The 24,265-nt window shown below is 46.3% G+C and carries 16 protein-coding genes and 2 pseudogenes; 9 read left to right on the top strand and 9 right to left on the bottom strand.

Annotated elements, in window-relative coordinates; all coding sequences use genetic code 11:
* Positions 1–280: 280 nt before the first annotated feature.
* The gene (locus ACFW2W_RS13940; RefSeq protein ID WP_378178893.1) at positions 281–1,348 is read left to right on the top strand and encodes a tetratricopeptide repeat protein; all 1,068 of its coding nucleotides are present in this window, start codon (positions 281–283) and stop codon (positions 1,346–1,348) included.
* Between the two features lie 216 nt (positions 1,349–1,564).
* Here ACFW2W_RS13940 and ACFW2W_RS13935 read toward each other — a convergent pair whose 3' ends face one another.
* Positions 1,565–2,284, bottom strand: coding sequence for a Uma2 family endonuclease (locus tag ACFW2W_RS13935; protein WP_378178890.1), 720 nt, complete (start codon positions 2,282–2,284; stop codon positions 1,565–1,567).
* Positions 2,285–2,484: 200 nt separating this feature from the next.
* Here ACFW2W_RS13935 and ACFW2W_RS13930 point away from each other — a divergent pair.
* Positions 2,485–2,872: pseudogene (locus ACFW2W_RS13930) on the top strand (all-trans-retinol 13,14-reductase); the annotation flags it as partial.
* Between the two features lie 18 nt (positions 2,873–2,890).
* Here the strand turns inward: ACFW2W_RS13930 and ACFW2W_RS13925 are convergent.
* On the bottom strand, positions 2,891–3,187 hold the full coding sequence (locus tag ACFW2W_RS13925) for a type II toxin-antitoxin system RelE/ParE family toxin (protein WP_378178887.1): 297 nt from the start codon (positions 3,185–3,187) through the stop codon (positions 2,891–2,893).
* 137 nt (positions 3,188–3,324) lie between these two features.
* Here ACFW2W_RS13925 and ACFW2W_RS13920 point away from each other — a divergent pair, with 137 nt between their 5' ends.
* Both ACFW2W_RS13920 and ACFW2W_RS13915 read left to right on the top strand, forming a co-directional pair.
* Positions 3,325–3,720 (top strand): hypothetical protein, encoded by a 396-nt coding sequence (locus ACFW2W_RS13920; protein WP_378178884.1) that lies wholly within the window; start codon positions 3,325–3,327, stop codon positions 3,718–3,720.
* 175 nt (positions 3,721–3,895) lie between these two features.
* Positions 3,896–4,156, top strand: coding sequence for a hypothetical protein (locus ACFW2W_RS13915; RefSeq protein ID WP_378178882.1), 261 nt, complete (start codon positions 3,896–3,898; stop codon positions 4,154–4,156).
* A 373-nt stretch (positions 4,157–4,529) separates the two neighbouring features.
* Here ACFW2W_RS13915 and ACFW2W_RS13910 read toward each other — a convergent pair whose 3' ends face one another.
* Positions 4,530–6,107 (bottom strand): Na+/H+ antiporter, encoded by a 1,578-nt coding sequence (locus tag ACFW2W_RS13910; protein WP_378178879.1) that lies wholly within the window; start codon positions 6,105–6,107, stop codon positions 4,530–4,532.
* 173 nt (positions 6,108–6,280) lie between these two features.
* On the opposite strand from ACFW2W_RS13910, the pseudogene ACFW2W_RS13905 reads away from it, so the two are divergent.
* Positions 6,281–6,953 (top strand): annotated as a pseudogene (locus tag ACFW2W_RS13905) (uracil-DNA glycosylase family protein).
* Between the two features lie 74 nt (positions 6,954–7,027).
* Here the strand turns inward: ACFW2W_RS13905 and ACFW2W_RS13900 are convergent.
* The gene (locus ACFW2W_RS13900) at positions 7,028–7,378 is read right to left on the bottom strand and encodes a hypothetical protein (RefSeq protein WP_378178876.1); all 351 of its coding nucleotides are present in this window, start codon (positions 7,376–7,378) and stop codon (positions 7,028–7,030) included.
* Positions 7,379–7,814: 436 nt separating this feature from the next.
* Positions 7,815–8,267, bottom strand: coding sequence for a PPC domain-containing protein (locus tag ACFW2W_RS13895; protein WP_378178873.1), 453 nt, complete (start codon positions 8,265–8,267; stop codon positions 7,815–7,817).
* 666 nt (positions 8,268–8,933) lie between these two features.
* Between ACFW2W_RS13895 and ACFW2W_RS13890 the strand changes: the two genes are divergently transcribed.
* Positions 8,934–12,077: a CHAT domain-containing protein gene (locus ACFW2W_RS13890; RefSeq protein ID WP_378178870.1), complete on the top strand. Its 3,144-nt coding sequence runs from the start codon at positions 8,934–8,936 to the stop codon at positions 12,075–12,077.
* A 53-nt stretch (positions 12,078–12,130) separates the two neighbouring features.
* Here the strand turns inward: ACFW2W_RS13890 and ACFW2W_RS13885 are convergent, their stop codons facing one another.
* The 3 genes from ACFW2W_RS13885 to ACFW2W_RS13875 all read right to left on the bottom strand — a co-directional run bounded on the left by ACFW2W_RS13885 (position 12,131) and on the right by ACFW2W_RS13875 (position 17,071).
* Positions 12,131–14,095 carry a ShlB/FhaC/HecB family hemolysin secretion/activation protein gene (locus ACFW2W_RS13885; RefSeq protein ID WP_378178867.1) on the bottom strand — a complete coding sequence of 655 codons (1,965 nt, stop codon included), beginning with the start codon at positions 14,093–14,095 and terminating at the stop codon, positions 12,131–12,133.
* A gap of 966 nt (positions 14,096–15,061) precedes the next feature.
* On the bottom strand, positions 15,062–15,883 hold the full coding sequence (locus tag ACFW2W_RS13880; protein WP_378178864.1) for a DUF928 domain-containing protein: 822 nt from the start codon (positions 15,881–15,883) through the stop codon (positions 15,062–15,064).
* 234 nt (positions 15,884–16,117) lie between these two features.
* Positions 16,118–17,071 (bottom strand): DUF928 domain-containing protein, encoded by a 954-nt coding sequence (locus ACFW2W_RS13875; protein WP_378178861.1) that lies wholly within the window; start codon positions 17,069–17,071, stop codon positions 16,118–16,120.
* Positions 17,072–17,631: 560 nt separating this feature from the next.
* Here ACFW2W_RS13875 and ACFW2W_RS13870 point away from each other — a divergent pair.
* From ACFW2W_RS13870 to hisA, 3 genes are all read left to right on the top strand, one after another.
* Positions 17,632–19,326, top strand: a complete 1,695-nt coding sequence (locus tag ACFW2W_RS13870; protein ID WP_378178858.1) for a transglutaminase domain-containing protein — start codon at positions 17,632–17,634, stop codon at positions 19,324–19,326.
* Positions 19,327–19,736: 410 nt separating this feature from the next.
* Positions 19,737–20,681 (top strand): hypothetical protein, encoded by a 945-nt coding sequence (locus tag ACFW2W_RS13865; protein WP_378178855.1) that lies wholly within the window; start codon positions 19,737–19,739, stop codon positions 20,679–20,681.
* A 78-nt stretch (positions 20,682–20,759) separates the two neighbouring features.
* Complete coding sequence (gene hisA / locus ACFW2W_RS13860) at positions 20,760–21,533, top strand: 1-(5-phosphoribosyl)-5-[(5-phosphoribosylamino)methylideneamino]imidazole-4-carboxamide isomerase (protein ID WP_378178852.1); 774 nt, start codon at positions 20,760–20,762, stop codon at positions 21,531–21,533.
* 281 nt (positions 21,534–21,814) lie between these two features.
* Here hisA and ACFW2W_RS13855 read toward each other — a convergent pair whose 3' ends face one another.
* The gene (locus ACFW2W_RS13855) at positions 21,815–24,061 is read right to left on the bottom strand and encodes a PAS domain S-box protein (protein WP_378178849.1); all 2,247 of its coding nucleotides are present in this window, start codon (positions 24,059–24,061) and stop codon (positions 21,815–21,817) included.
* Positions 24,062–24,265 lie beyond the last annotated feature (204 nt).

The raw sequence follows: 24,265 nt of genomic DNA, 5'->3' as shown, positions 1-24,265 counted from the left end.
GAACAGCTCGAACATCTCGCCCACGGTGTTGGCATTCTCGCGCTCCAGCGTCACCAGCACGATCATCGACAGCGGCCAGCCCAGCGTCTTCGGCCGCACCACGGCGATCTCGCGCTCGATCACGCCGGAGTAGAGTTAGGAAGATTTTCATCCAACGTTTGTGAGTTTTTAGCTGATGAGCGTCTAAGTAGATTGGTACAACTAAACTTAACGGATAGGACTGTTCATGGTTCATGGAGAATTGAAAATTACAATGAACAATCAACGATGAACGAGCTTCTTGAGTTATGTTTATTTTCACCCAGTTACTTATTCCGTAATTTCTAGTGATGAAGCGATGCACTACGGATATAAAGCCATCACCATTATAGGAACTGCCGCCTTACTTAGTGGAGGGACGACAGCTATCTATGCACAGACTCAGCCCTTACTCTTTCCTCAGCATTTCGTTAGCACTCTTCTAGTGGCTCAGTCGAATGCAGAGGAATTTTTCAACCGGGGGATGGAGAAGTATAAGAAAGGAAACTATAGCGGCGCTTTCAATGATTTCACCGCTGCAATTCGCCAAGATGCCAACCTGACTAAAGCCTACTACAGCCGAGGGCTGGCAAGGCGGCAGCTAGGAGATAACCAGGGAGCGATCGCAGATTACACGGAGTTGCTGAAGCGAAATCCCCAGAATGTCGATGCCTACCTGAACCGGGGTGTGGTCTATGCCGACCAAAAAAAGTATCGGGAAGCGATTGAGGACTACACCAAGGCGCTGAATCTCGACCAGAAAAAGGCGATCGCTTACTACAACCGGGGGAACGCCCGCAGTGCGCTAGGAAATACTAAAGGAGCCTTTGAAGATTACAGCAAAGCGATTCAGCTTCAGCCTAACGATGCCACCGCCTACGTGAACCGAGGGAATGTTCGCACTCAACTGGGAGAAGCCCAGGAAGCGATCGCTGATTTTACGAAGGCGCTAAGTCTCAACCCCAATCTAGTAGAAGCTTATTACAATCGCGGGATTGTCCGACGGCGACTGGGAAATATCAAAGAAGCGATCGCAGATTATGACCAAGCCATCCAGCGCGATCCCAACAATGCAGCAGCTTACTACAATCGAGCGATCGCCCGTCAGCAAATCGGCAATCCTCAAGCAGCCATTGCCGACTATACCGAGGCGATCTCTATTTCTCCCAACTTTGCCAAAGCTTATGGCAACCGGGGGCTAATTCGCTACGAAACCGGCGATGCTAGAGGCGCAATTGAAGATTTACAAGCAGCTGCGCGACTTTTCTCCGAGCAAGGACTAACCGCTGACTCTCAAAAAGCATTGCAATTGCTTAGACAGTTAAAATAGACCTCTTCCATCTTATTTTCCGGGGTACTCCGGCTGCGTTGTGTAACGAGCAACTGTTCCTCTCTGATTATTCAGAGTAATCTTGAAAGGTTTCCCACCGGGGCGATACTGTCTTTTCCTCGGCGATTAGAGTTGCTGTCTTGGGCGCACTCTACTGGGGCGATGATTATTGAGGATGATTTTGAACCTGAAGCTGGAGGGAAAAAGTCTTAACTCTTAGGTTAAGTCACCAAAGCGATCGCGATATCTCTCTAGTAACTCTGCCATTTCAGCTGCTTGTTGTTGCGCTAACTCCCGCTGATTTCGCTCAATTTCAGCTAATTCCTCACCTGTCTGATACCTCACACCTTGTGCATCGTACCAGTACAATACCTCGCGCTGTATGCCTCCTACTTGAGCCACAAATCGCCCAATCCCTAAACCAATTTCTGGCATCCACAATGGTTCTCCGATTTGTAAATGATATTCTCCATTTACTAAACGGTAAACTTCAAAAGGTTGTTCCTGGTCGCGCCGCCAGAAATTTGGATTATAGATTACATAATACAACACGCCTAAGTTGGCATAAATTGCCATTTTTGTATCGTATTCTCCCCCATAAGTGTGAGAAACAATTTCTAAAACAAAAATGGGGGCGATATTATTTTCTTCCCAGAGAACATAACTGGAGCGCGAACCATTGTTTTTTCTCCGTTCAACACCCAAACTGAGAAACCCATCTGGTACCACTGGTACTCTCGGATTCACACCTGTCGTGTGATAGATGCCCATATCGACACCAAAATACCAGTCAAGGCGACTAGCCCAAATGAACTCTAGCAAGAATAATAGAAAATTCGGGAGAAAATTCTGGTCTTCGTTATCCACAGGTGTATCATCCGAACAAGGAAGTTCAGCACTTGTTGGTAATCTGGTTTCCGGGTTGTGCTGTACCATAAAGATCAGCTCCACAAGCTATTAATATAATTATCCAATAAATACCCCTAAATAAATCAAATTCATTGAAATAATAATCTCTTTTCTCTTCCTTTACCTTCTCAGCGTCTAAAGCGCTAACGCGCATGGCTTCGCTAAGGCGGTTCGTTTAAAAAAGATAGTTTTCATAAATCAAATGAGATTGCCATAACATGAATTTGGGACATCATGTGGTTCCATGTCTACACGTTGGAACCTTATGAAGGATGGCGGCGAGATGAAGGGTATGAGGAGAGGAAAAAAGAGCGATCGCAATCTCTATTTCGTGCGTTAGAAACGGTGATTCCGGATATACGCGATCGCATTGTATTAGAACTTATCGGCACACCGTTAACTCACGCTTACTACTTACGCCGCTATCAAGGAACATATGGCCCTGCAATTGCAGCGGGTAAGACATTTCCTGGCACACAAACGCCGATTTATGGATTGTATCGGGGGGATACCACGATGCCAGGAATAGGCGTTCCCGCTGTTGCTGCTTCGGAAATTTTGTGTGCAAATACTCTAGTTACACCGCAAGAAAAGGCGAAGTTATTAAAAATTTGAAATTAAAATCAAGCTTTCTTAATTGTCGGCTTTGCTGCGGTGCTGGACTGCGAGAATGTCGGTCGTTTGGGAATCGTCATTAATGGTGTAGATTACCCTATAATCGCCTAGCCGAATCCTCCAAAAATTATCTTCTCCTACCAATTTTTTGCACCCAGGAAGATGAGGAGCAGTTGCTAATGCTTCAGTTTTTGGCAAAATCCGCTCGACCCTTAGCGCCTTTAGAAGACAGAGGAAGAGAGAACAGATGGGTGTCAATTTAGTTGTGGCGGACTCATCTTTTTGGGAAGGATGCGATCGCGTTTTTAGAAACAAACCGCAGAGAACACAGAAAAAAGAGGTAAAATCACCCAGTTAACTGCAACTTTAGTCGTAATTAGTGCGTCTTTGCCATAGGGAGATACATCTACAATATCTTACCTGAAAAGAAAATATATTTTTCAGGAAAAGCTATGGAACAACTCTCGAAGCGGCAAAAAGATGCTTTGGCTATGGCGTTATGGGTGAAAAAGACAACTGCTAACAAAGATCCGCTTTTTGAGCGTCGCCTGAAGCAAATAGTGTTACGCGCTTATGTTATTTATAAAAGACGCGCTCGCTTAGAAGCAAACACTTTTTATCGATATCAATGTGACTTAAAGCGTCGATTAAAAGAGTGTCTGCAATTTCAGACAGATAATACAGAAGTTCCTTATTATTTATTCTTGTTATTGAAAGAGCCGTTTCTAGCACCTACTGCTATAGACTACGAGCTAACCATAGCCGGGAGTCAAGTTAACCAAAAATATTTTGCTCTTGATAATAAACACAAATTTTCTTTATTTCGATATCATATTGGCGTGGGTTAGGTTATGTTTAGCAGTAGGCACAACAAATCCTCTAATTGTCAGCTTAAAGAAAAAACTTGGTTGTATTAGCCTAATTTAGATTAAAGTAAGAAAGGAACCTGTAAAAGTCCGAAATGTTCGGATTCATTATCACGATTTATACCATCTTGAGGTTGCTCAACTAAAAAGAATCCAGATGGGAAGATACATGGTAAGTGGCATTCACGGGATAAAAGCACGAGTGTTTCATGATTTTCCGATTTTACAAGAGTATGACGGATTTCTAGATGAAGCTAGAATTGCGATTCACGAGTGGTTAACTCGACCTACAGCTTTTAGTAAAATTCAGGCAATTTGCTGGATGACTTTGCTAATATTACACGGCATCAATCCTTTTGCAGTTGTCATGCGTCATCTTAAGAGTATGAATAAAAAGCAGCAAGAATTATGGTGCTGATTCAAGTTTAGTTAAGAATAATTGTGGCTCTTCATTACTTGGTATGCTAAAAAGTTGATTCCAAAACTTGAAAGGCTTACCTAGCAAGGTATAACGATTTTGGACTGTATTTTCTATTTAATAAACGCTAAATTGGCTTAAATTCATGGCTAGTATAGCTTGTGGCGCTTCTTGACTATAAATTTAGCATACCAACTACGGAAGAGCCATAATTGTAGGTTGGGTTGAGTTAAGCGAAACCCAACAAATGCTCATTAGTGTTGGGTTTCGTTACCTCAACCCAACCTACACTCTATTAGCTGCAAAGGGACAAAGGACGCAAAGAAAGAAGGGAAAAAAGGGTTTTGTTTTAGGGCGCGATCGCACCCCCAGGTTATTGCCTTTCATCCTCTGTGGATTCAGTTAGAATTTCCTGCAATACGGGTGAGAGTCGATTATCTAAACGTCCTGCACGGATCAGTTCGGCGTAGGTGTCGGCTTCAATATCTAAGAGTTTTTCTCGCAGTTGTTGCATAGTAAGCGATCGCAACTGAGGATATTGATTTTGCAGCTTCTCAATTTCTTCCTCAATACCCTTGAGTTGTCCTTTTACCAGTTGTAACTCGTAACGATAAAACTCCGGATCAATTTCTGATTCTTTGCCAGCTTCCAATAAATAATTCAACACTCGATTTAAGGCGACGCGACGGGCAATTGCCTCTGAATATTGCTGGCGTAGCGGCTGCTCTCCAAGCAGTCCTAATCTTTCCAAGAACCACTTAGTTGTCAAACCTTGAACTAACAAAGTAAACAACACAACTCCGAACACCATATCAATAATTTCCTCTCTTCCTGGCAAGATAATGGGTACGCTTACCGCCAAGGCAATTGAAACTGAACCTCTTAAACCACCCCACCAAAGTATTGTTTGCTCTCGCCAACCTATTTGTGATTTAACTAACCAATTGCTCAAGGCACTGAGTCCATAAATAGCAACTGCTCGCGTTACCAATACCTCCCCAATTGTCACCACAATCAGACCGAAATTATCCACTAAACGCGAGTAGTGGATTTGGTCACCAATCAAAAGAAAAACGATGGAATTTACAAAAAATGCTAAAAATTCCCAGAATTCAGATACCAGTAACCGGGTGCGCGGGTTCATGCCAATGCGAGAGCCAAAGTTACCCAAAATCACGCCAACTGTGACAACCCCAATTACCCCAGAACCACCCAACTCTTCTGTTATCAAATAAGTGCCGTAAGCGGAAACAAGAGTGAGTGATTGTTCTACTAATGGCAAGTCAAAACGTTGAGTAAGATAGGAAATTCCAAAACCGACTAAGCTGCCAATTCCAATCCCAATACCAACAAATACCAAAAAACGAGCAATTGTAGTGTCTAGTGCAAATTCATTGGTTCCCAGCGGGATTCCCACTAGCAACGTAAACGCCACCACCGCCACGCCATCATTAAATAAGCTCTCTCCCTCCATCAACATTGTTAAGCGTTTGCCTGCACCCAGTTCCCGAAACAAAGCTACTACGGAAACGGGATCGGTTGCAGATAAGCAAGCACCGACAAGGAGGGCAGTTGTAAGAGGAAGTCCAGTCAGCCAGTTGAGGGGAAATGCAATTCCGACAACGGAAATGATGACACCAACGATGGCAAACAAAGTAACTGGAAATATATCATCCTTCAAATCTTTCCAGCGGATATTCCAAGCGGCTTCAAACAACAAAGGCGGCAAAAAAATCTCCAGAATTAATTCTGGTGACAAATTCACCAGTCGCACATCTACAAATGCTAGAAATAGCCCGACGATTACTAGCAGCAATGTATAGGGAATTTGGCGTAACCAACTGAAAATCCGCGAGAGTGTCGCCACACTCAAGGAAACAGACAACACCAGCAGAAATTGTTCCAGACTTTGCTTAATAGAAGCTTCGCCTAAAGTAGTTTCTAGCGCCATAGGAAACTCCAAGTTCGTAATTAGCCGCTAAAACACTGTAGCTTTTAATTTGCCCTTCAATCTAGAGGTTGTATAGGATACTCTGTTAAATTGGCAACATCATATCATTAAATAGATGTAATTATGCAGAGACAAAATTTATTGCATCTGTCTTCAGGAATAAAAGACTTTTTATGTCAGACATTAAACAGTTAATTGCCGATATCCAGCAAGAAGCGGAACGGGAGACATTTCCCGTCGATGAACCAGTTTATCTAGCAGCGAGTTAGGAGCCTACGCAGCCAATTCTCTATGCAGGCAATCTGGAGAGTAAGCTGTGCTTTTTTGCGCGGGATTTGGGAAAAGATGAAGTGCAGGCACGTCAACCACTTTATGGTGCTGCTGGTGGCTTTGTGCGTCGGGGTTTGTACCGTGCGATCGCAGCCACCGAACCGAATAAGGATACCGATTTACAAGTTGTCCTCGATCGCGTTTTACTAATACCATGCCTTACAAACCACCGGGTAACAAAGCATACGCTGAGGCGTGAAAAAACGATTTCGCCCCTTTTTAGAGCGATTATTGGTGTTGCATTGGCAAGGAGATAACATTATTACGCTGGGGAATGAAGCGTTTAATTGGTTTGCGCCTTATGCTGCTAAGGGTGAGTTGAAGCAGTTTTTTACAAGAAGCGATCGCTATTCTGCCAGCATTCAAGTTACGCTTCAGGCGAAGGACGCAGAAAGCAACCTACATCAATGTCCAGTGACGCTACTGCCACTCCCTCATCCTTCCCCACTCAATCAAAAATACTACGCCCAATTTCCCCAACTCCTTCAGCAACGCCTCGCTGAAATATTGCCGTAACACACTTAACCCCCAGCCATCGGATGGTTGGGAAAAGCTGTTTGTGTCTTTATTTAAAAGGGGTATATATTCAGTTAATCATGATAGACGTAGCGTTTTTTCTCTATCACTTTTCCTTCTTTATCAAAACACATTTGAAACGAAATCCAAGCAAAATCACCCCAAAAAGCTGCACCATCTACACCATAACTCCAATTATCACGATCAATGCTATGTTCGGGAGCAGGCAAGATTTTCAAAATTTCATCTTTGTCCATTCCTAATTGGATACTGGAAAATTTTTCTTCTGAAAAGCCCGAAGGTAATTTTGTATCAATTAAAGGATAAGGCAGAAAATAACTTTCGGTATGACAAACAAACCAGACTAAAGCAAAAGTTCCTATTCCTGCAAAAAAACAAGAGACGATTCTAAGAGGTGATTTCATGGAGTTCCTCAATTCATAGATAGAAATATTAACGATATCGGAATTGATGACTACCCTGTTAAAATCTAATTTCATAGAACCAAAGTTAATTTGCTCTCTCCCCTAAACCTTAGATTTCTGCCAATCTCCTAAACTTAGGAGATTGGGGGCAAGATAACTAGCGATCGCTCTTAGGCTGGAAAACAGGGCAAACGCATCTAAAATTCAGATGTACCCATCCCTCCATAATCCTGCCCCCTACTCCCTGATGACTAATTACCGCTACCAACTTATAAGAAGTTCTAACAGTTTGACTAAACTTCCGCTAGATAAGCATTTTAAGACTTGCTGGGAAAAGTCGGACCTAAATGTTGAGCGGATTTGAGAATGATCAATTATAAGTGTTGAGTTATTGTTTAAACTCAACACTCAAAACTCAACTCGGTTTCCTTTCCCCTCAAATCGGTTTCAGGCGCGTTACCTTAAGCTTAAAAGAACCGCCGCTCGTTTCCCCAAAAGCCCGAACCCGAATAATGTAATCACCTGAGTCGGTAATTCGGGAAAACAAAAGCGAGTTAGTGCTGCCGTCGGGACCGTCATCATTTTCCGCTACAGTAGAACCATCCGACGACATCAGCGTCACAATCGTGTCAAAACTATCAGAGATCAAGTCAACCGCTACCTGATCTCCAGCATCCAAATTCACCACGTAGTCACGAGCAAAACCTCCCTCACCAGTCGGAATATCTTTTTCAGTCAGCGTGTCGGAAACTTCGTTGTTTGCCGGTACAGGAATTGGGCTGTACACCTTATTTTGCGCTCTGGCTGATATAGTGGTCAGACAAAGAGCCAGCAGCGTGGCAGGAACAATCAGGGTGCGGTGCCATCTAATGGCAAAAGCGTCAGTCATAAAAATTCCCGCTGGACACCCGTCCCTGTTGAGGGTTGGGGGAAAGCGGGGCGGGGTGTACCGCTTCCCAAACAAAGAATGTTTCTACTTTTTTTACTTTCTTTGGCACCCGGAAGCGATCGCGAGAGCTTCACGCAGTTTGTGCATAGTCCGGCACTTGGGAAGAAACCGGAAAACCTTATCAGCTATTGCTCTAGTCAGTGTTACCGCCCGACTTGAGCTTTTTCCAGATGGGCGGCAAGGCTGGATCTGGCTAATTCACTAGCTTATCTCCTAAAGGCGATGAATTGGCGATCGAACTCCTGTTCATTGATTGAGCGATGGTGACATCCATTCTTTTTATATCCTTCCTACTTTATTTTGACGGACAGGACGATACAGCGATTCATCGCAGATTAGGACTTCTCCCTTTACACCGCCCAAACACTATAAACAAAAGCCTGTCGCTATTTCAACACTACCTATAGCGGAAAAGTTGCCCTAGAAGCTAGCGTTGAAAAATCTCAAGACTTGAGGAAGAGCGTATTTCCTTTCAGGATCGGTCATATGAAATCAATTGTCAAAAGAATTAACTTGTTGTTAGCACGACAAAAGGAAAAAGTCAAAAGGAAAAGGTCAAAATCTATCGCCTTTTTGCTTTTTGCCCTTCCACATCTAGCATTGGGAATGTCCGTTTGCTTTCTGAGCGTGCAGGCACAATCGATCGTCCCGGCGACTGACGGCACCGGCACCATTGTGAAGCCCAATGGAACCCTATACGACATCCAAGGCGGCACTAAATCCGCTGATAATACCAATTTGTTTCACAGCTTTACCCAATTTGGTCTTAGCCAAGGTGAGATTGCCAACTTCATTTCTAGCCCATCCATTCAGAATATCCTGGGGCGCGTTACGGGGGGCGATCCTTCAGTAATTAACGGGCTTCTCCAAGTCTCTGGAGGTAATTCCAACCTCTTCCTGATGAACCCCGCTGGGATCATTTTTGGCGCAGGAGCCAGTTTGAACGTACCTGGAAGCTTCACCGCTACCACGGCTACTGGAATTAAATTTGACTCTGGATGGTTTAATGCCATCGGCTCTAATAGCTATGCGGCTCTCCTAGGGACGCCTAATACCTTTGCCTTCGCCACCCCCCAAACGCCCGGAGCGATTGTCAACGAGGCGCAGCTAGCGGTTAAAGATGGGCAGGATCTCAGTCTACTCGGTGGCACAGTTATCTCCCTCGGTAATCTCTCGGCACCAGGGGGGAGTATCACTGTTGCATCTGTACCGGGTGAGAAGATGGTTCGCATTTCTCAGGCGGGAAACCTGCTGAGTTTAGAGATTCAACCTCTCTCGCCTTCTCTCCCCCTCTCCGTTTCTTCTCCTCTCTCTTTGCCCCAGTTACTAACAGGTGGAGGTGCTAACAATGCTACAAAAGTGACGGTTAGCGGCACTGGGGAGGTGAAACTGGCTGGTTCTGACATCCGGGTAGACGCTGGTGATGTCGTGGTGCAGGAAGCCACCTCTAAAACTTCCTTGCCCTCAGTGGGGAGTTCTGTAAATTTGGCTTCTGCTAACAACATTACAGTCCTCGGAAAAATCGATACCTCCGCCACTTTTTTGGCGGCGCATGGAGGTTCTGTAACGATGTCCGCTTTTAAGGATATTAATATCCTGAGTTCGCCCTTAAACGGGATTTTTACAACTTCCGATTCTGGCAATGGCGGCAATATTTTCCTGAGGAGTACAGCCGGTTCAATTAACATTAAAAGTTTTTTAAATTCTTCATCAAATCTTGGAAATGGAGGTGCAATTACTCTTTCGGCACTTGACAAAATTAACCATGTTGTGTCACCCAATAGTACGACGGGGACAATTAATATTGCGGGTTCTATCAATTCCTCGTCTAACTCTGGTAATGGGGGCGCGATCGCGCTTTTGGCTCTCAACCAAATAAACGCTGGAGTGATAAACTCTAGTTCAGCAATCGGGAATGGGGGATCTGTCACCCTCGATCCGCTTGGGGATATTCAAATTACCTCCATCAATGCCCAAGGGGGAACAAATGGCGTGGGGGGAAACGTTAACATCGCCGCCGGTCAATTTTTCCAAGCTTCGGGCACTTTTCTAGACCAAGATGGTGTATTCTCCAGCATCTCTACATCCGGAGGAATTGGGGGGGGTTCGATCGTTATCCAGCACGGTGGCGGCGACAGTTTAGTTCCTTTTTTAGTAGGAAATGCGACAAGGAACGGGACAGCCGGGGCGCTGAACAATGGGCAATTCACGATTTCGACCTTCCAATCTTTTCCTGGGCCAGACACCCTGGGAAATATTCGATTAATTACTGCCGATCCCAATCAAACAATCGATCCAACAATCTTAATCGATGACCCGGAAGAGGAGCCGCCAACAGAACTCCCGCCGGATATCCCGGCAATTGAAATTGACGCAGTCGTGACTGAACGCGAAGAAATTTTTACCCGTCAATTTGCCGAATATTTCGGTCTCAATAATCTTCCCGCTCGTGTTAATTCCCTGCTCGATGCTCGTCAGACTCTCGCAAGAATTGAAAAAGAAACGGGAGTCAGACCGGCGCTGATGTATGTTGCTTTTGTTCCCAAAACCATTGCACCAGAGGGACAGGAAAGTAGGAGAGTACAGGGGAATGAAAAATCCCTCTTTTCACTCAACACTCAGCAGGGGCAGGGAACCCCAGCTTCTACAGCCGTCAGCACTCAGAGCGACGAGCTGGAAGTGGTGCTGGTAACGGCAGAGGGTTCACCCATCCGCAAGCGGTTATCTGGAGCCATGCGAGGAACGCAAGGCGCATACGCTTCGCGAGGAGCGCAAGGCGCATACGCTTCGCGAACGCAAGTTCTCAAAGTCGCCGATCAATTTCGTAAGGAAGTCATTCGGATCAGACGCACTCCCACCTACTTGACCTCAGCCCAGCAACTGTATCAGTGGCTAATCGCTCCGCTAGAAGGCGATTTACAAGCTAGAGGCATCCAAAATATCGTATTCGTGCCCGACAGTGGGCTGCGTTCTGTGCCATTTGCGGCCCTATATGATGGTCAACAATTTCTAGTGGAGAAATACAGCGTCAGCTTGATCCCCAGCCTTAGCCTAACGGACACCCTCCAGCGCAACCTAAAAAACTCTCAAGTTTTGGCAATGGGAGCATCGGAATTTCCCGATCAAGACCCGCTTCCCGCTGTACCAACCGAATTATCGATCATCACGCCTGAATTGTGGCCTGGTAAATCCTTCCTCAACAACGCCTTCACTCTCAAAAATCTCAAGACTCAGCGCCGCCTACAACCGTTTAGAATTGTTCACCTGGCAACCCATGCAGAATTTGAACCAGGAAATCCGAGTAACTCCTACATTCAGCTATGGGACACTAAGCTGTCCTTGAACCAACTACCACAGCTTGACTGGAATGACCCGCCGGTGGATTTGTTGGTGCTGAGTGCCTGTCGCACTGCGCTGGGTGATGAGCAGGCGGAGTTGGGTTTTGCTGGGTTGGCGGTGCAGGCAGGGGTCAAGTCAGCGCTGGCAAGTCTTTGGTACGTCAGCGACCAAGGCACCTTGGGACTGATGACGGAATTTTACCAAGAATTGAAAAAAGCCCCCGTGAGAGTGGAGGCACTGCGGCAAGCGCAGGTAGCGATGCTGAAGGGGCAAGTGCGAATACAGGGAGGAAAACTGCTTACTCCCAATGGGGATGTGACCCTGACGCCCGAACTCGCAAAGCTAGAGAATCAAAATTTATCTCATCCTTATTATTGGGCAGCTTTTACGATGATTGGAAACCCGTGGTAATCAATGAAAAATGAAAAATTAGGAATGCTTCAATTTTTCATTTTTCATTTTTCCTAGAATTGATAGTTAACACTGAAATAGAAGCCCCGATCCTGGGCATTTTCGCCACGGTCTTTAATATCAACCAGTGGAATGCCATAGTCTAATCGTATATTTAGCTTGGGCAGTGGTTGCCAGATTAGCCCTAAGCCAGCACCTGCTAAAAATTTCTCATCCTGTAACGTAGCGTTGTTGGGATTATCAGACACATTCCACACCCAACCTAGATCCAAAAAAGGAGCAAACTGCAAGGTGGCGGCACCGGCTTCATCTCGCTGAACGGTAATGCGATCTTCAATCGAAAGTCGCACTCCATTGTCACCGGCACGCACATTTTGTCGGTAGCCGCGTAACGATTGACCGCCGCCAATTACAAACTGTTGAGAGGGCAACAGACCACTGGTTGATAGCTGAATATCTCCCTGCACAATTAAGAAATTATTGTTATTCAAGACTTGGACTCGCTGCACTTGACCCAGCCAGCTCAAGAAACGACCATCGGGTATAGGGTCGGGATTGATGGTGGCATCCAACAAGCCAGTGCCAAGACTAAAGAGCGATCGCAATGCCCAAGCACCCTTGACATCACGACGCAAATAGTCTTGTCCAAATTTAATCACGCTGGTGCGGCTCCGACCTTGTTCGTCAGGACCAAAACCAAAGGGGGTTGGTCCGGCAAAGGTAAAAGTCTGACCATTCTGGTGAGCAAAGCCTAAAGAAAGGGCAAATTCTTCACGCGGTGAGCGGATTAAAGGCTGTCGATAACTAATTTCATAAAGCTGCGACTCTCCCCGAATGTCGAACATGTCAAAAGGGGCTTGGGTGACTTGATTTCGATTGGGAGCATATCTCAGTTGCAAGGTGCCGTTCATGGGGTTGAGTGGCACCCGATAGCTTAAGTCAAGAACATCAGCGCCCCCTGTGGTCGTATGGTAATAGGAGCCAGCAATTTCATCTCCAATGCCGATGATGTTGCGATAACCCAGATTGACGCCCAATCGTTCTGAACCAACACTGGGAGGCGAGTAGTTATCGATGCCGAAGCTGCCATAAAAAGGGTTGGCTTCGGTGACGCGAACGACGAGAATACTTTGACCGACCCCACTCCCAGAACGGAGGCTGGCTTCTATGTTTTTAAATAGGGGATCGACACGCAATAGCCTTAATTGATCTTCTAGCTTGCCAGTATTGAGCGGTTTGCCAGCCCCCAAACGCACCCGCGATCGCACGTAATTTGGATTCAACCGGCGCGTTCCTTCTACCCTAATTTCTTCTAAACTGCCTTCGATGACGCGAATCTGGACGACACCATCCGTAATGGCTTGGTCTACAAGGATGGCTCTTGAGGTGATGTAGCCTTGGTTGAGGTACAACTGGGTAATCGCATCGGCAACGTTTCTAAGTTCTTCTAGGGTGACAGTACGCCCCTCTACAGTTTGAGTAATCGAGTTCAACTGTTTAGCCCCAAAGATGGTGCTGCCGGTGACTTGAATCTTTTTCACCTCAAGAGTGTCTGAGGACGGCGCAGGAGAGGGGGTGGGAGTTGGGGGTGTCAGGACGGGCGACGGTGACTCTTCCGGGAGGGGTTGTGGGATGGGTGCAGGCTGCGGAAAGCGATCGCGGTTAGGATCGGATTGGGGTTGCAGCGGTTGGTTTAGCTGTGGTTGGTTCTGCGGTGGAGACGGTAAGTTCTGCGCTTGCAGCAGCCGATTGTCAGACCCCTCTGGCACAGGATGAACCATTGCCACGCGCTTTTGGTGTATGCCGCTTGACGGGGCGATTGAACGCTGAACGGGTTCTTTTTTTTCCCTGGCGTCGCTGGAAAACGCTTTCAACGTTTCCATTTCACTATGAAAATTCAATCCATTCAGATCGGGCGTTGCCGGTAGTGTTTTGGCATTAGCACCGCTGGCAGAGACACAAGCGATCGCACCCTCAATTAACACTCCACACCAAAACCATTGAAACCTTGAACGCATGGCAGCTGTGTTCTCCACGGGTTGAATTGTCTAAAAACTTCAATTAATACAATTTTTTTGCATCCAATCCGTATTTTCTTTACTTAATTCAACTTTTTTCTTTTTCTCTGTGCAAATGTAGCGATCGCTCCTTGGAGAGAGAATGTTACTTTTGTAAACAAATTACCGGCATAATTTTAGGTTTTTTTCCAAAATTGTATCCATCTCAAGACAGAAAATTATGTCTTTATTATGCCATCAGCTGTCAATAGCGTTCGCTCTTGGCTAGCTACATTGTGCCTATGAGAGGCGAGTAAAAATGCCCGACGACTCGCATTCGCGGCTAAACAAACAAAGCCTGTGGGGGTATATTTGCTGTCATCGGGATGCTCCCCCCAATCAATGACTTCTATACCTGATGGCGCGCCACTCTCATTTCAAGCTGGACTCCTGACCCCCAAAGACAACCGTATCGAATATCATCGACGGCACCATTATCCAGCGAGGGGACGTATTTTTCCACAACTTCACCCAGTTTGGGCTAAACCAGGACGAAATTGGTAATTTTCTCTCCCACCCTGTTATCCAGAATATCCTGCTGAGAGTACGGGGTGATGATGGCGCGAGGGTGAAAGAGTGATGCGTACCTCTATACCATTTTAGATTTTGGATTGCAGATTTTGGATGGCACAAGTCCTGTCAGTAGCCACTTTCAGCAATTTTTTTGGCAACTTTAAGGTGAAATGGTATAATTGAATGTCACTTTTGTGTAGCTACACATCAGCTCCCCCAACCCCCGCGATGGGAGCGCCGCTATAGCGAAGAGAGCGAACGCTAACGCTAGAAAAAAGGGAGGCTTCGAGAATTGAAGTGTAGCGCCAATAAAGTGAATTGGTATAAGCCGGGACACTTGTTGAGTTTGGATATCCAGCCTTCAGCTTTATCCTGTCCTCTGGCTGTTCATTTCATATTTACAACTTATTTTCTTCATTTATCCCCCAAAGACTGAAAGGGTGTCATTTGGCTAGCAGATGTCGTCGTACTTGGAAGCAAAGGCTCTTTGGCAATGCTGTCCAGTCCAACTGCCTTCAAGAGTTGTTCCCACTCAGCAGAATAGGCGGAATTGTTCGGATTGGAGCGGCGCAACTCTGCCAGAGTAGTTAAGGCATCAAACCACATCCCCGCCTCTGCATAAACGTCTGGGCGGTTATTCGGTGTAGCCACCTTCAACTGATTATTCAGCTGTGCGGTTGGTGCAACACGCTGAATCGAACCTTGTACAAAAACATCGAGCGATCGCTGTTCGGAATCGCAAACCATCGACAAGAACCACTGATAATTCTTACCCACTTCCAAGGGTGGTAATCCAGCATAAGTCGGAAGGCTGATGCTGACAATACCCCCCTTCCCTGTGGTCATAAAGGTTGTTATATAAACCTCTTGATCGTTTTCATCCTTCAGTACAAACTCTATTGGCAGTGGCGACGCTTGGGCAGGCACTGGAGGTACGTAGAATGAGAAGCTCGGATATGCGGCGACGGTAAACCCAATGTTATTGGCGGGGATCAGCGCGGTTAGCGGCTTGTCTGCCACTGGGCAGCTTGCAGGACTGCGAGTTCCGCCCCCTTCCCTGCGCCCTGGTGCCCCAAGGGTTCTGGGTGGTTTGTATTCAGCTAACCACCCATCGGACATTCCTTGGGCGAGTAATGTTGGCGGTGTCCCTATCAGAGTTGAGAAACTCGTGAGCAGTGCCACTTCCATAGAGATGGCTAAGGCTCGTTTTAACCTAGGGGACTTCATCCAGTCCATAGCAGAACTGCTCCAGAGAGTGCGTGAGTTTTGAATGGATAGGGGCGGTTCAACCAACAAGATTCGATTGTCCCGCCCCAGATTGCCTGACTACCCACCCGTACATCGTTTTCTTCACTATCCGAACTCGGCTTTCTGGCTTCATCGAGTCGCATCTTGGAGTCGAAAACTCTAAACGAGTGGGTCAAATATTCCTATTTTTTAGCAGATATAACAACCCAAAGACTGGTTGTCTTAGTTCGAGCTAGTGGAAGTACGACTAGCTGCACTCTGAACTAGAGGTTCGCTTGCAACTTTGTCCAGTTCAACTGACAGTAGCAGCTTTTTCCAGTCAGATGCCAAAGTAGAATCGTTAGGACTCAAGCGGCGTAGCTCCAGCAGGGTAGCTAGTGTCTCATGCCAAAGGCGAGCTTGTGCATAGAGACCAACGCGCTCTCGTAAACTGGCTCGCTGGATTTTATTGGCAAAGGCTGGAGCTGGTGCGATGCGCTTGATCGCACCCCATACGACACTATCTTTCTCCCGGTCTTTAGCATCACAAATCACCGAGACTTCCCAATGATATTCTTTGTCTGGCGCCAGGGGTGGTAAATTGGCGGAGGCAGGAAGGTCGAGGCTGTAAATGCCAGGTTTTCCCGCGATCGCAAAATTCGCTTTGTAGACTTCTCGCTCGCTGGCATCCTCCAGCACAAATTGCGCCGATCGAGCTGACGTTGCAGGCATATACCATGAGAAGGTGGGATACTCTGCAACCGTTAACCCAACACTCTTAGTGGGTGTTAAGGCAGTAAGAGTCTGAGTGCAACTGATGGGTTTGCGGGTTGCACCTTGTTCTCTGTTATCGGGGTTGCCTCGCTCTGGCGGCTTGAAGTTTAAATTATTTGGTAGTAGGCTGCGGCTGAGTGAGGAAGGCTGTGCCTGTGCCTGGGAAGGTACGTTCAGAACCAGTCCGAGCGTTAAGGAAACAGCCAGTGTTGTTATCTGTGAGTAGCGTTTCATCCAAGTCATGCTAGAACTGTTTTCTGTTGACACTCCCCAGAGCTTAAGCTGTGGGATTTTTACTTCAACGAGTCTACTTAAAAAACTGAAATTGGTTTGAACTTTTTTCCCAGGGGTTTCTCCCTTGAGGAGAATATTGCGATCTGCCCCTAATTTTTGTAGCACTGTAGTTTCTTGTGTAGACCTCATTAATCCGGTCTCTTTCAATTTCCAGACCTTTTCAAGCGGTGTGCCTGAAGATTTTGCCCATCCAGACAGTGGTGGATGGCTCTGCACTCTCTCACTTTTGAAGGTTCTCTTTAACAACCAATCGCTAGATTGATATTGCTTTGGAGCAGCAAGCTCGTCCGATCGCGTGTCCATAATTATATATCAAACTCATGTACGGAAAATTTGTTTTTCTTTTCGGACATTGAGTCATGAAGTCTGCCCTTCTGCAAGAATCCCCTGTGGGGGGCATCTAAAGGCAATGGGTCGGCTCAGTCCTTCGTTGGGTCATTCTTTAAAGATGCCCTGACGGTTGTCAGAGTTCCCGACTGACACAGACAAATAAGATCGTACTCAGGTTCGTATAAAGCAGTTGTCTTGGTTGCATTTTTGGTAACTTGGGCTAAGACTAGGGTCAAATTAATTTTAGGGTGGCGATCGCTATTCTAGATTGACTAAATCCTATAATCCCAAATCCTAATTTTAAAACCACTCTGCCTCCCTAGGTATCCACTTCTACATAACCTTCACTGAGATTTGAGATGATTCCTGATTCAGCGGCTCTACCACTCAAAGAAAATCCTTGGCATCGGACAATTAGACCGATTGCAGCTGCTGCCTTACACGGCATTGCTTCTGTGAAAGATACACTCATCGCCATTGACGCCACTAACGGGTATCTGCTGCAAATCGATCCGAAAAGCGACAACACTACTATACTCAATGCCAATCATCTGCCCGATTTTCTCGGCGTGACTGGCTTGGCTCTTTGGGAAGATACTCTCTGGTGTACCCAGGAAAATGGTGTTTTCTTTTGTCCAAACGCCATTAATGGCATCTCTACCACTGATTTGACCCCCCAGTCCTTTATAAAGTTGCCCTACCCACCCAATGGGGTTGCTGTTTGGGAATCAACCGTTTACGTGACTTCTCAAAAGGCGGGATATATTCTTGTTTTTAGTCGTGAGACGGGTCGAGAAATTACCCGGTTTTATGCGCCTGGGGTAGGGGTAGAAAATATTACAGTTAAGGGTGAGGAACTCTGGGTTTCCGATAGCATTGAGCAAACAGTTTACTGCCTTGACCGAGCTACGGGTGAGATTAAATTCAGCGTGCTGACGCCCTTTGAGTGCCCGACAGGGTTGGCTTTTTACACAGATCCCCAAACTGGGCAGGAGATTCTCTACGTGGCTTATGCGGGTGAGGAGCCTTACCTGCGGGATAACCCGAATGCTGACCCGAACTACGAATTACAGTATCGCGATCGCACGTTTATTCACCCGTTGTATTTTTACTACAACGAGGCTGAACGCTACGCTCTCTCGAATGGCTATCTAATGGAAATTTCCTACGTCGAGGAACTTTCCCCTCTTGACGAGGTGGATTTAGAAAATGTGGAGTGGCGAATTGCCCTGCCATCGGAGACTCATCGGCAGAAGATCAGAAAAATTGAAGCGGTCGGATTGCCTTTCACCGAAGAAATTCAAGACGGACAGCGGGTGGCTGTATTTAAATTTAACAGCCTCAAAACCGGCGATCGCTATATATTTGGCTGGAAGGCACTGATGGAAGTCTGGAGTATCAAATATCGCCTGACACCCAGAGATGCCGAAAAACTTCCCGACCTCTCGCCTGAGTTATGCAGCAAGTATCTGACGGATGATGATGATTTGGCAATGGACAGCGATATCATCCTCAATGCCGCCAAAGAAGCGATTGGCAGCGAAACCAATATGCTGCGGAAAATCTTCAAAATTCGTAACTATGTCTATGACCGTCTTTCCTACGGGATCAAGCCCTATATTGACCCACCAGATGTCGCTTTAGAAAGGGGTGTTGGTTCCTGCGGTGAGTACCTGGGGGTTTTACTTGCCCTGGCGCGGCTGAATGGCATTGCCTGTCGCACGGTAGGTCGCTACAAGTGCCCTGCCCATCCTGAATTGATGAATTTGCCCCTAGAACCCGACTTTAATCACGTCTGGATGGAGTTCTACCTGCCTGGATTTGGCTGGTTGCCGATGGAATCCAATCCGGATGATGTGGTCGAAAGAGGTCCCTATCCATCGCGGTTTTTCATGGGTTTAGCTTGGTATCACGCTGAGATGGGCAAAGGTATCACATTTGAAAGCCTGATGAGTCACGGTGAAAGAGTCAATAAGCAGGAAGTTTCCATTGGCGATTTATCTCTAAATCATGTGAGATTTACGATTTTGGAGGAACTAGCACCGTCCTCATAAGGATGAATAAAGTCCCCAGGGTGGGCAGTGCCCACCCTTTTTCGCTCACTACTAATTGCTAATTGTCTTATCTTCCCTAGAAGGTCACTGCTTAAACTGTCACAAACTGTTCTCCGTTTTCACCAAAAAGCAGCAGTTTAGGGAAAATGGCATCTATAGCCTATTGAATTAATTGAAAATCGTTGGCGCGATCGCTAATTTAAGGCTTTAGGAATAGGTCAATCTTCTAACTGTCACAAATTTTAGAAAAATTCCGGATTGCTCCTCAATACTAAATTTATACCGAAAGCATCAATCTTTATCAAAAATCTAAAATTTTGAATATCAAAATGCTGTTAGCGAGATATTTGATAGAGGGTTGACTAGCTACTTATTAATCAAGATTAAAGCAAGAAGGAAGAACTGAATCCATGAATAATTCTAGCATTAAAAAGCGGTCGGTCGATCTAGCTGGCTATCAATATCCCCAACCGCATTATTTACAAACGCGATCGCGCCTTAATCATCTCATTGAGCGCTATCTATCGCTAGAGATTCTGCAACAAAATCTGGCAGACTTACCAAGGCAATTTGAAAATCCTCATCAGCGCCTCTGGGAAACGATTGATTGGCAAGCAATTACTTGTAGTCAAATTATCGGTGTCGCTCCCGAATTATTTATCGCGACAGTTGCGAATGCGGTAGAGATTGAAACGCCGATTCGCGCTTATGCTAAGGAAAGCTGGGATTATTTGCAGGCAGCCCACTTTCCAATGGCGCGATTTGTGGGCGGTACATTTGCAGTAGATGGCTCGGTGCTAGAAGTAGGAATATGGGAGAAAGAAGAACGGCAACACCGTCCCACTTTTAGCAAAATCTATCAGCAATTAACGGGGGAAAAACTACAACCCTATCCGAACTCAGTAAAAGGGTATGAATCGAGTGGAAATCTGCGAGAAGATGTTTATAAACACGCGATCGCCCGCATCACAACCGAGTGGGGAGCAACGTCTGTATACCTCTGGTTAATGGCACATTCGACAGGGGCATTGCAACAAGCGATCGCGCAACCCATGCAAGACGAAATCAACCACTTAGCAAAATTCTGGGGGATTAGTCGTTGGGCTTTTGGAGATTCTTATCTAACCCGCTTGCAGGGTACCACTAAAAATTTAATGGGTCTTCTCAAACATCACCAGGGCGAACGCCCAAAAGGCAACGAGGTCTTGCAAATCGGCTATGCCTTGTACGCGGTGGAATTAGTTTTCACATTTGCCCGACTCATGGTGCAGCTGCGTCACTGGAACCAAACTCTTACGTCCGATGATCTCGAAGAGTTGTTTGGGCTGCCGCCACAACAATTAGCTGCTAGCTGATAGCTGTTAGCTGTTAGTCTGGACTGAGTAGGGTGGGCGCTGTCCACCCTACTCATTTGATTATTTGAATAGCTGAAAATGAATGTAATTCCAGCGATTGATTTGCTAGAAGGTCGGTGCGTGCGGTTGTATCAGGGAGACTATGCGCGATCGCAAGTTTTTGATGACAACCCCGCTAATATTGCTAAACAGTGGGTAGAGCAAGGAGCAACCCGACTGCATATCGTAGACCTCGATGGTGCTAAGACGGGTCAACTGGTCAACCGACAGGCAATTGAGGCGATTTTACAGGCAGTACCCGGAGAAATACAAGTAGGGGGTGGCTTGCGCGACAAAAGCTCAGTCTCTCAGCTGCTAAACATGGGTGTGAAGCAGGTAATCTTGGGAACCGTAGCCGTAGAACAACCCCAACTGGTAGAAGAACTTTGCCAAGAATTTCCAGGGCAAATTATCGTAGGAATTGACGCTCGGAATGGACGAGTTGCCACGAGAGGCTGGTTAGAAACGTCTGAAGTTGCGGCAATCGACTTGGCTCAGCAAATGCAACAATTAGGGGCTGCTGCCATTATCTACACCGATATTCATCGAGATGGCACGCTTTCTGGCCCTAATTTAGAGGCATTAAGAGAACTCGCCAATGCTATTTCCATCCCCATTATTGCCTCTGGCGGTGTTAGTTCGATTACTGACTTGTTGAGTTTATTAGCACTCGAACCTTTAGGAGTCAGCGGTGTTATTGTGGGTCGCGCCCTCTACACAGGTGATGTTTCGCTCAAAGCAGCCCTGCAAGCGATAGGGTCGGGACGCATCCAAGATGTCCCGCCAGATTTGGGCTTTTCCGCTTTTGCTTGACACTTCAATGCTCTAAAATAAGCGCAATTGCGTGTCTCTACATTTCCTTTTTATACGAAAAGTAGAGGTTTAGTTAATTAGCCTAGAATCAAGCCCGTAGCCCGTAGGTTGGGTTGAGGCACGAAACCCAACATCTAACATCTAATAAGCTTAGTAAGTAGGTTGGGTTGAGGCACGAAACCCAACATCTAGTAAGCTTAGTGAGTGGTTGGGTTTCACTATCTTTCAACCCAACCAACAAATTACTTTTTATGCTTAAGTAAGTGCCATTCGCTATACTTCTAAGCTCCTTCCGGTTGGGGAAGATTTACGGGCAGCTGAATGCAGAATTCCGTTCCTTCTCCCGGTGCCGACTGGCACTTCAGGACGCCGCCGTGTTTTTCAACAACAACCTGGTAGCTGATTGACAACCCCAAGCCGGTACCTTGACCTACTGGTTTGGTGGTAAAGAAAGGGTCAAATATATGTTGCTGCACTTCCGATGGTATCCCAGGGCCATTATCAGTAATCCGGATGACCACTTTATTGTCATTTGCCAGTTCCGTGCGAATCCGAATGGTAGGAACGTCAGTTGTTTTTCTACTGACTACTGACCATTGACCATTGACTATTGACTCTTCTAGGGCATCAATCGCATTACTCAGGATATTCATAAATACCTGATTAATTTGCCCAGCATAGCAATCGACACGGGGCAGGTTGTCATACTCTTTAAGTATCTGGATATCGGTGCGTCCTGCTTTCGGTTTTAGGCGATGTTGTAACAAAAGTAAAGTGTTATCAATGCCATTGTGGAGATCGAAAGGCTCTCTTGCCGCTTTATCTAGGCGAGAGAAGTTCCTCAAGCTCAGCACAATTTGTCGAATGCGTTCAGCTCCCACTTGCATCGAATTCATCAGTTTTGGAAGGTCTTCACTGAGGAAATCTATGTCCAGTGCTGCTGCTGCTTCTTGAATGGCGGGTGTTGGTTTTGGATATTCCTGCTGGTAGAGCTGAACGAGGTGCAGCAGGTCTTGAGTATACTCAGTTGCGTAGGGAAGATTACCGTAGATAAAGGAAACGGGGTTGTTAATTTCGTGGGCAACACCGGCGACTAACTGCCCCAAACTGGACATTTTTTCGGTTTGTACCAGTTGACTTTGAGTTTGTTGCAGTTCGTACAAGGCTTGTTCCAATTGAGCCGCTTTTTCTCTCAGTTGCGCTTCTGATTGAATTAAAGCTGTCTCAGCGAGTTTGCGATCGCTAATATCACGAGAGTTCACAACAATGCGAACACCTGGTGCATCCATTACCAGATTGCTGTGGGTTGCTTCGATATAACGCCACGAGCCATCTTTGTGCTGAAATCGGAACTCAATGGATAAAGCAGTTGTTGAATTTTCGAGGACGCCTTGAAAGTCGTTTTTGACTAAAGAAATATCTTCTGGGTGAACAAAGTCAAAGGTATTTTTGCCAATCAATTCTTTTGGCTTGTATCCTAAAATGCCCTCAATGGCAGGACTTGCGTATTTGATGGTACCATCGGCTTCTAAAATTGTGATCAAATTGGAACTATTTTGCAGTAGCGATCGCCATTTCCCTTCGTTTTGCGCCCACACCACTGCTTCCCTCTTGCGTTCTTCTTCTACACCAATCGCGGCAACCATAATCCCCATCAGCTTCTTGTCAGATTCAGTGGGTACAAACTGGTTCTGATAGACCACGCAAAGTGAGCCGATATACTCACCCGCGCATCTAATAGCTTGTCCAAGGTAGCTTTGCAATTGGTAAGGAATTACCCAAGGATCGCTGTGTGCGTAGGGGGTGTTTGGCAAATCTTGAACGACATACGTCTGGTCGCTTCCCTGCTGAATTACGTCATAACAGAGATGTCCGTCCGGGTCGCCTACGTTTGGAAACTCCGACGGCGTTTGCCATTGACCCCAAGACCAAAGTAAGCCTTGATGCAGTCGATTGTAGACTGCCCAAGCGCCGCCTAGTAATTGCCCAGCGTATGCCGTGACGCGGTTAATATTCTCATCTGGGTCGGCACCAAGACCCGAAAAACATTCATTGATTTTTGAGAGTTGTTCGCTTGCCTTGTGGTTGGTGATGTCACTCAGCGTGCAGACGACTTGCTCGACGCAACCATCGGGATCTAACTGCGGTTCGGTGTTGACAGATATCCAGACGCGATCGCGCTTTGTCGGTCTATAAACCCCTAGCACCAGGTTTCGCAGCGATTGGCGGGTCGAAAGCAGCAACAATGCTTGCTTTGCCCGGACTGGTGCCGTGTGGAGTTTCATCTGAAATGGCGTTCCATTCTCTTGGATGACGTGCCAAGCGGGATCGAGCGGCGTTTGATCCAGCATCTGGTCTGCCGTTAAATCCAGCAAGTCCAGTGCCGCCTGATTCGTAAAGCGGATTTCCCCCTGCGCTCCCATCACCAATACGCCGACTGGTAGTTCGCTCAAAAGTACCTGAGGGAAGGTATCCATCCTGGGCGCTGATTGGGCAGCGCCTTGCTGATTCGCTTGTAAAGTTCGCATAGCTTTTAATCAAGGCACTGGCTGAGTACCTGGAGTTTTTGTTATGTCAATTTTTTTAACTTGTTCAGCCGTTGGACTGGATACACCCTTTTCTCTCTACTCTGGTATAACGCTTTTAGCTGTGGGGCTGCATACACCCTGAGTGGTAACTTCCAGACTATTTTATTAAGTCTTTGAAGCCACCAGATTAACAAGTTTTTATAC

Origin of the sequence: Coleofasciculus sp. H7-2 (assembly GCF_042747725.1) — a bacterium.
Classification (GTDB): Bacteria; Cyanobacteriota; Cyanobacteriia; order Cyanobacteriales; family FACHB-T130; genus FACHB-T130.
This window is presented reverse-complemented; position numbering and strand designations above follow the sequence as displayed.

Excerpts from the sequence above, each read along its gene's own strand:
- ACFW2W_RS13875 (WP_378178861.1), bottom strand. The coding sequence starts at position 17,071 with ATGAGGTCTACACAAGAAACTACAGTGCTACAAAAATTAGGGGCAGAT.
- ACFW2W_RS13900 (WP_378178876.1), bottom strand. The coding sequence starts at position 7,378 with ATGAAATCACCTCTTAGAATCGTCTCTTGTTTTTTTGCAGGAATAGGA.
- ACFW2W_RS13910 (WP_378178879.1), bottom strand. The coding sequence starts at position 6,107 with ATGGCGCTAGAAACTACTTTAGGCGAAGCTTCTATTAAGCAAAGTCTG.
- ACFW2W_RS13865 (WP_378178855.1), top strand. The coding sequence starts at position 19,737 with ATGAATAATTCTAGCATTAAAAAGCGGTCGGTCGATCTAGCTGGCTAT.
- ACFW2W_RS13895 (WP_378178873.1), bottom strand. The coding sequence starts at position 8,267 with ATGACTGACGCTTTTGCCATTAGATGGCACCGCACCCTGATTGTTCCT.
- ACFW2W_RS13870 (WP_378178858.1), top strand. The coding sequence starts at position 17,632 with ATGATTCCTGATTCAGCGGCTCTACCACTCAAAGAAAATCCTTGGCAT.
- ACFW2W_RS13935 (WP_378178890.1), bottom strand. The coding sequence starts at position 2,284 with ATGGTACAGCACAACCCGGAAACCAGATTACCAACAAGTGCTGAACTT.
- ACFW2W_RS13915 (WP_378178882.1), top strand. The coding sequence starts at position 3,896 with ATGGGAAGATACATGGTAAGTGGCATTCACGGGATAAAAGCACGAGTG.
- hisA (WP_378178852.1), top strand. The coding sequence starts at position 20,760 with ATGAATGTAATTCCAGCGATTGATTTGCTAGAAGGTCGGTGCGTGCGG.
- ACFW2W_RS13880 (WP_378178864.1), bottom strand. The coding sequence starts at position 15,883 with ATGGACTGGATGAAGTCCCCTAGGTTAAAACGAGCCTTAGCCATCTCT.
- ACFW2W_RS13890 (WP_378178870.1), top strand. The coding sequence starts at position 8,934 with ATGTCCGTTTGCTTTCTGAGCGTGCAGGCACAATCGATCGTCCCGGCG.
- ACFW2W_RS13920 (WP_378178884.1), top strand. The coding sequence starts at position 3,325 with ATGGAACAACTCTCGAAGCGGCAAAAAGATGCTTTGGCTATGGCGTTA.
- ACFW2W_RS13855 (WP_378178849.1), bottom strand. The coding sequence starts at position 24,061 with ATGCGAACTTTACAAGCGAATCAGCAAGGCGCTGCCCAATCAGCGCCC.
- ACFW2W_RS13885 (WP_378178867.1), bottom strand. The coding sequence starts at position 14,095 with ATGCGTTCAAGGTTTCAATGGTTTTGGTGTGGAGTGTTAATTGAGGGT.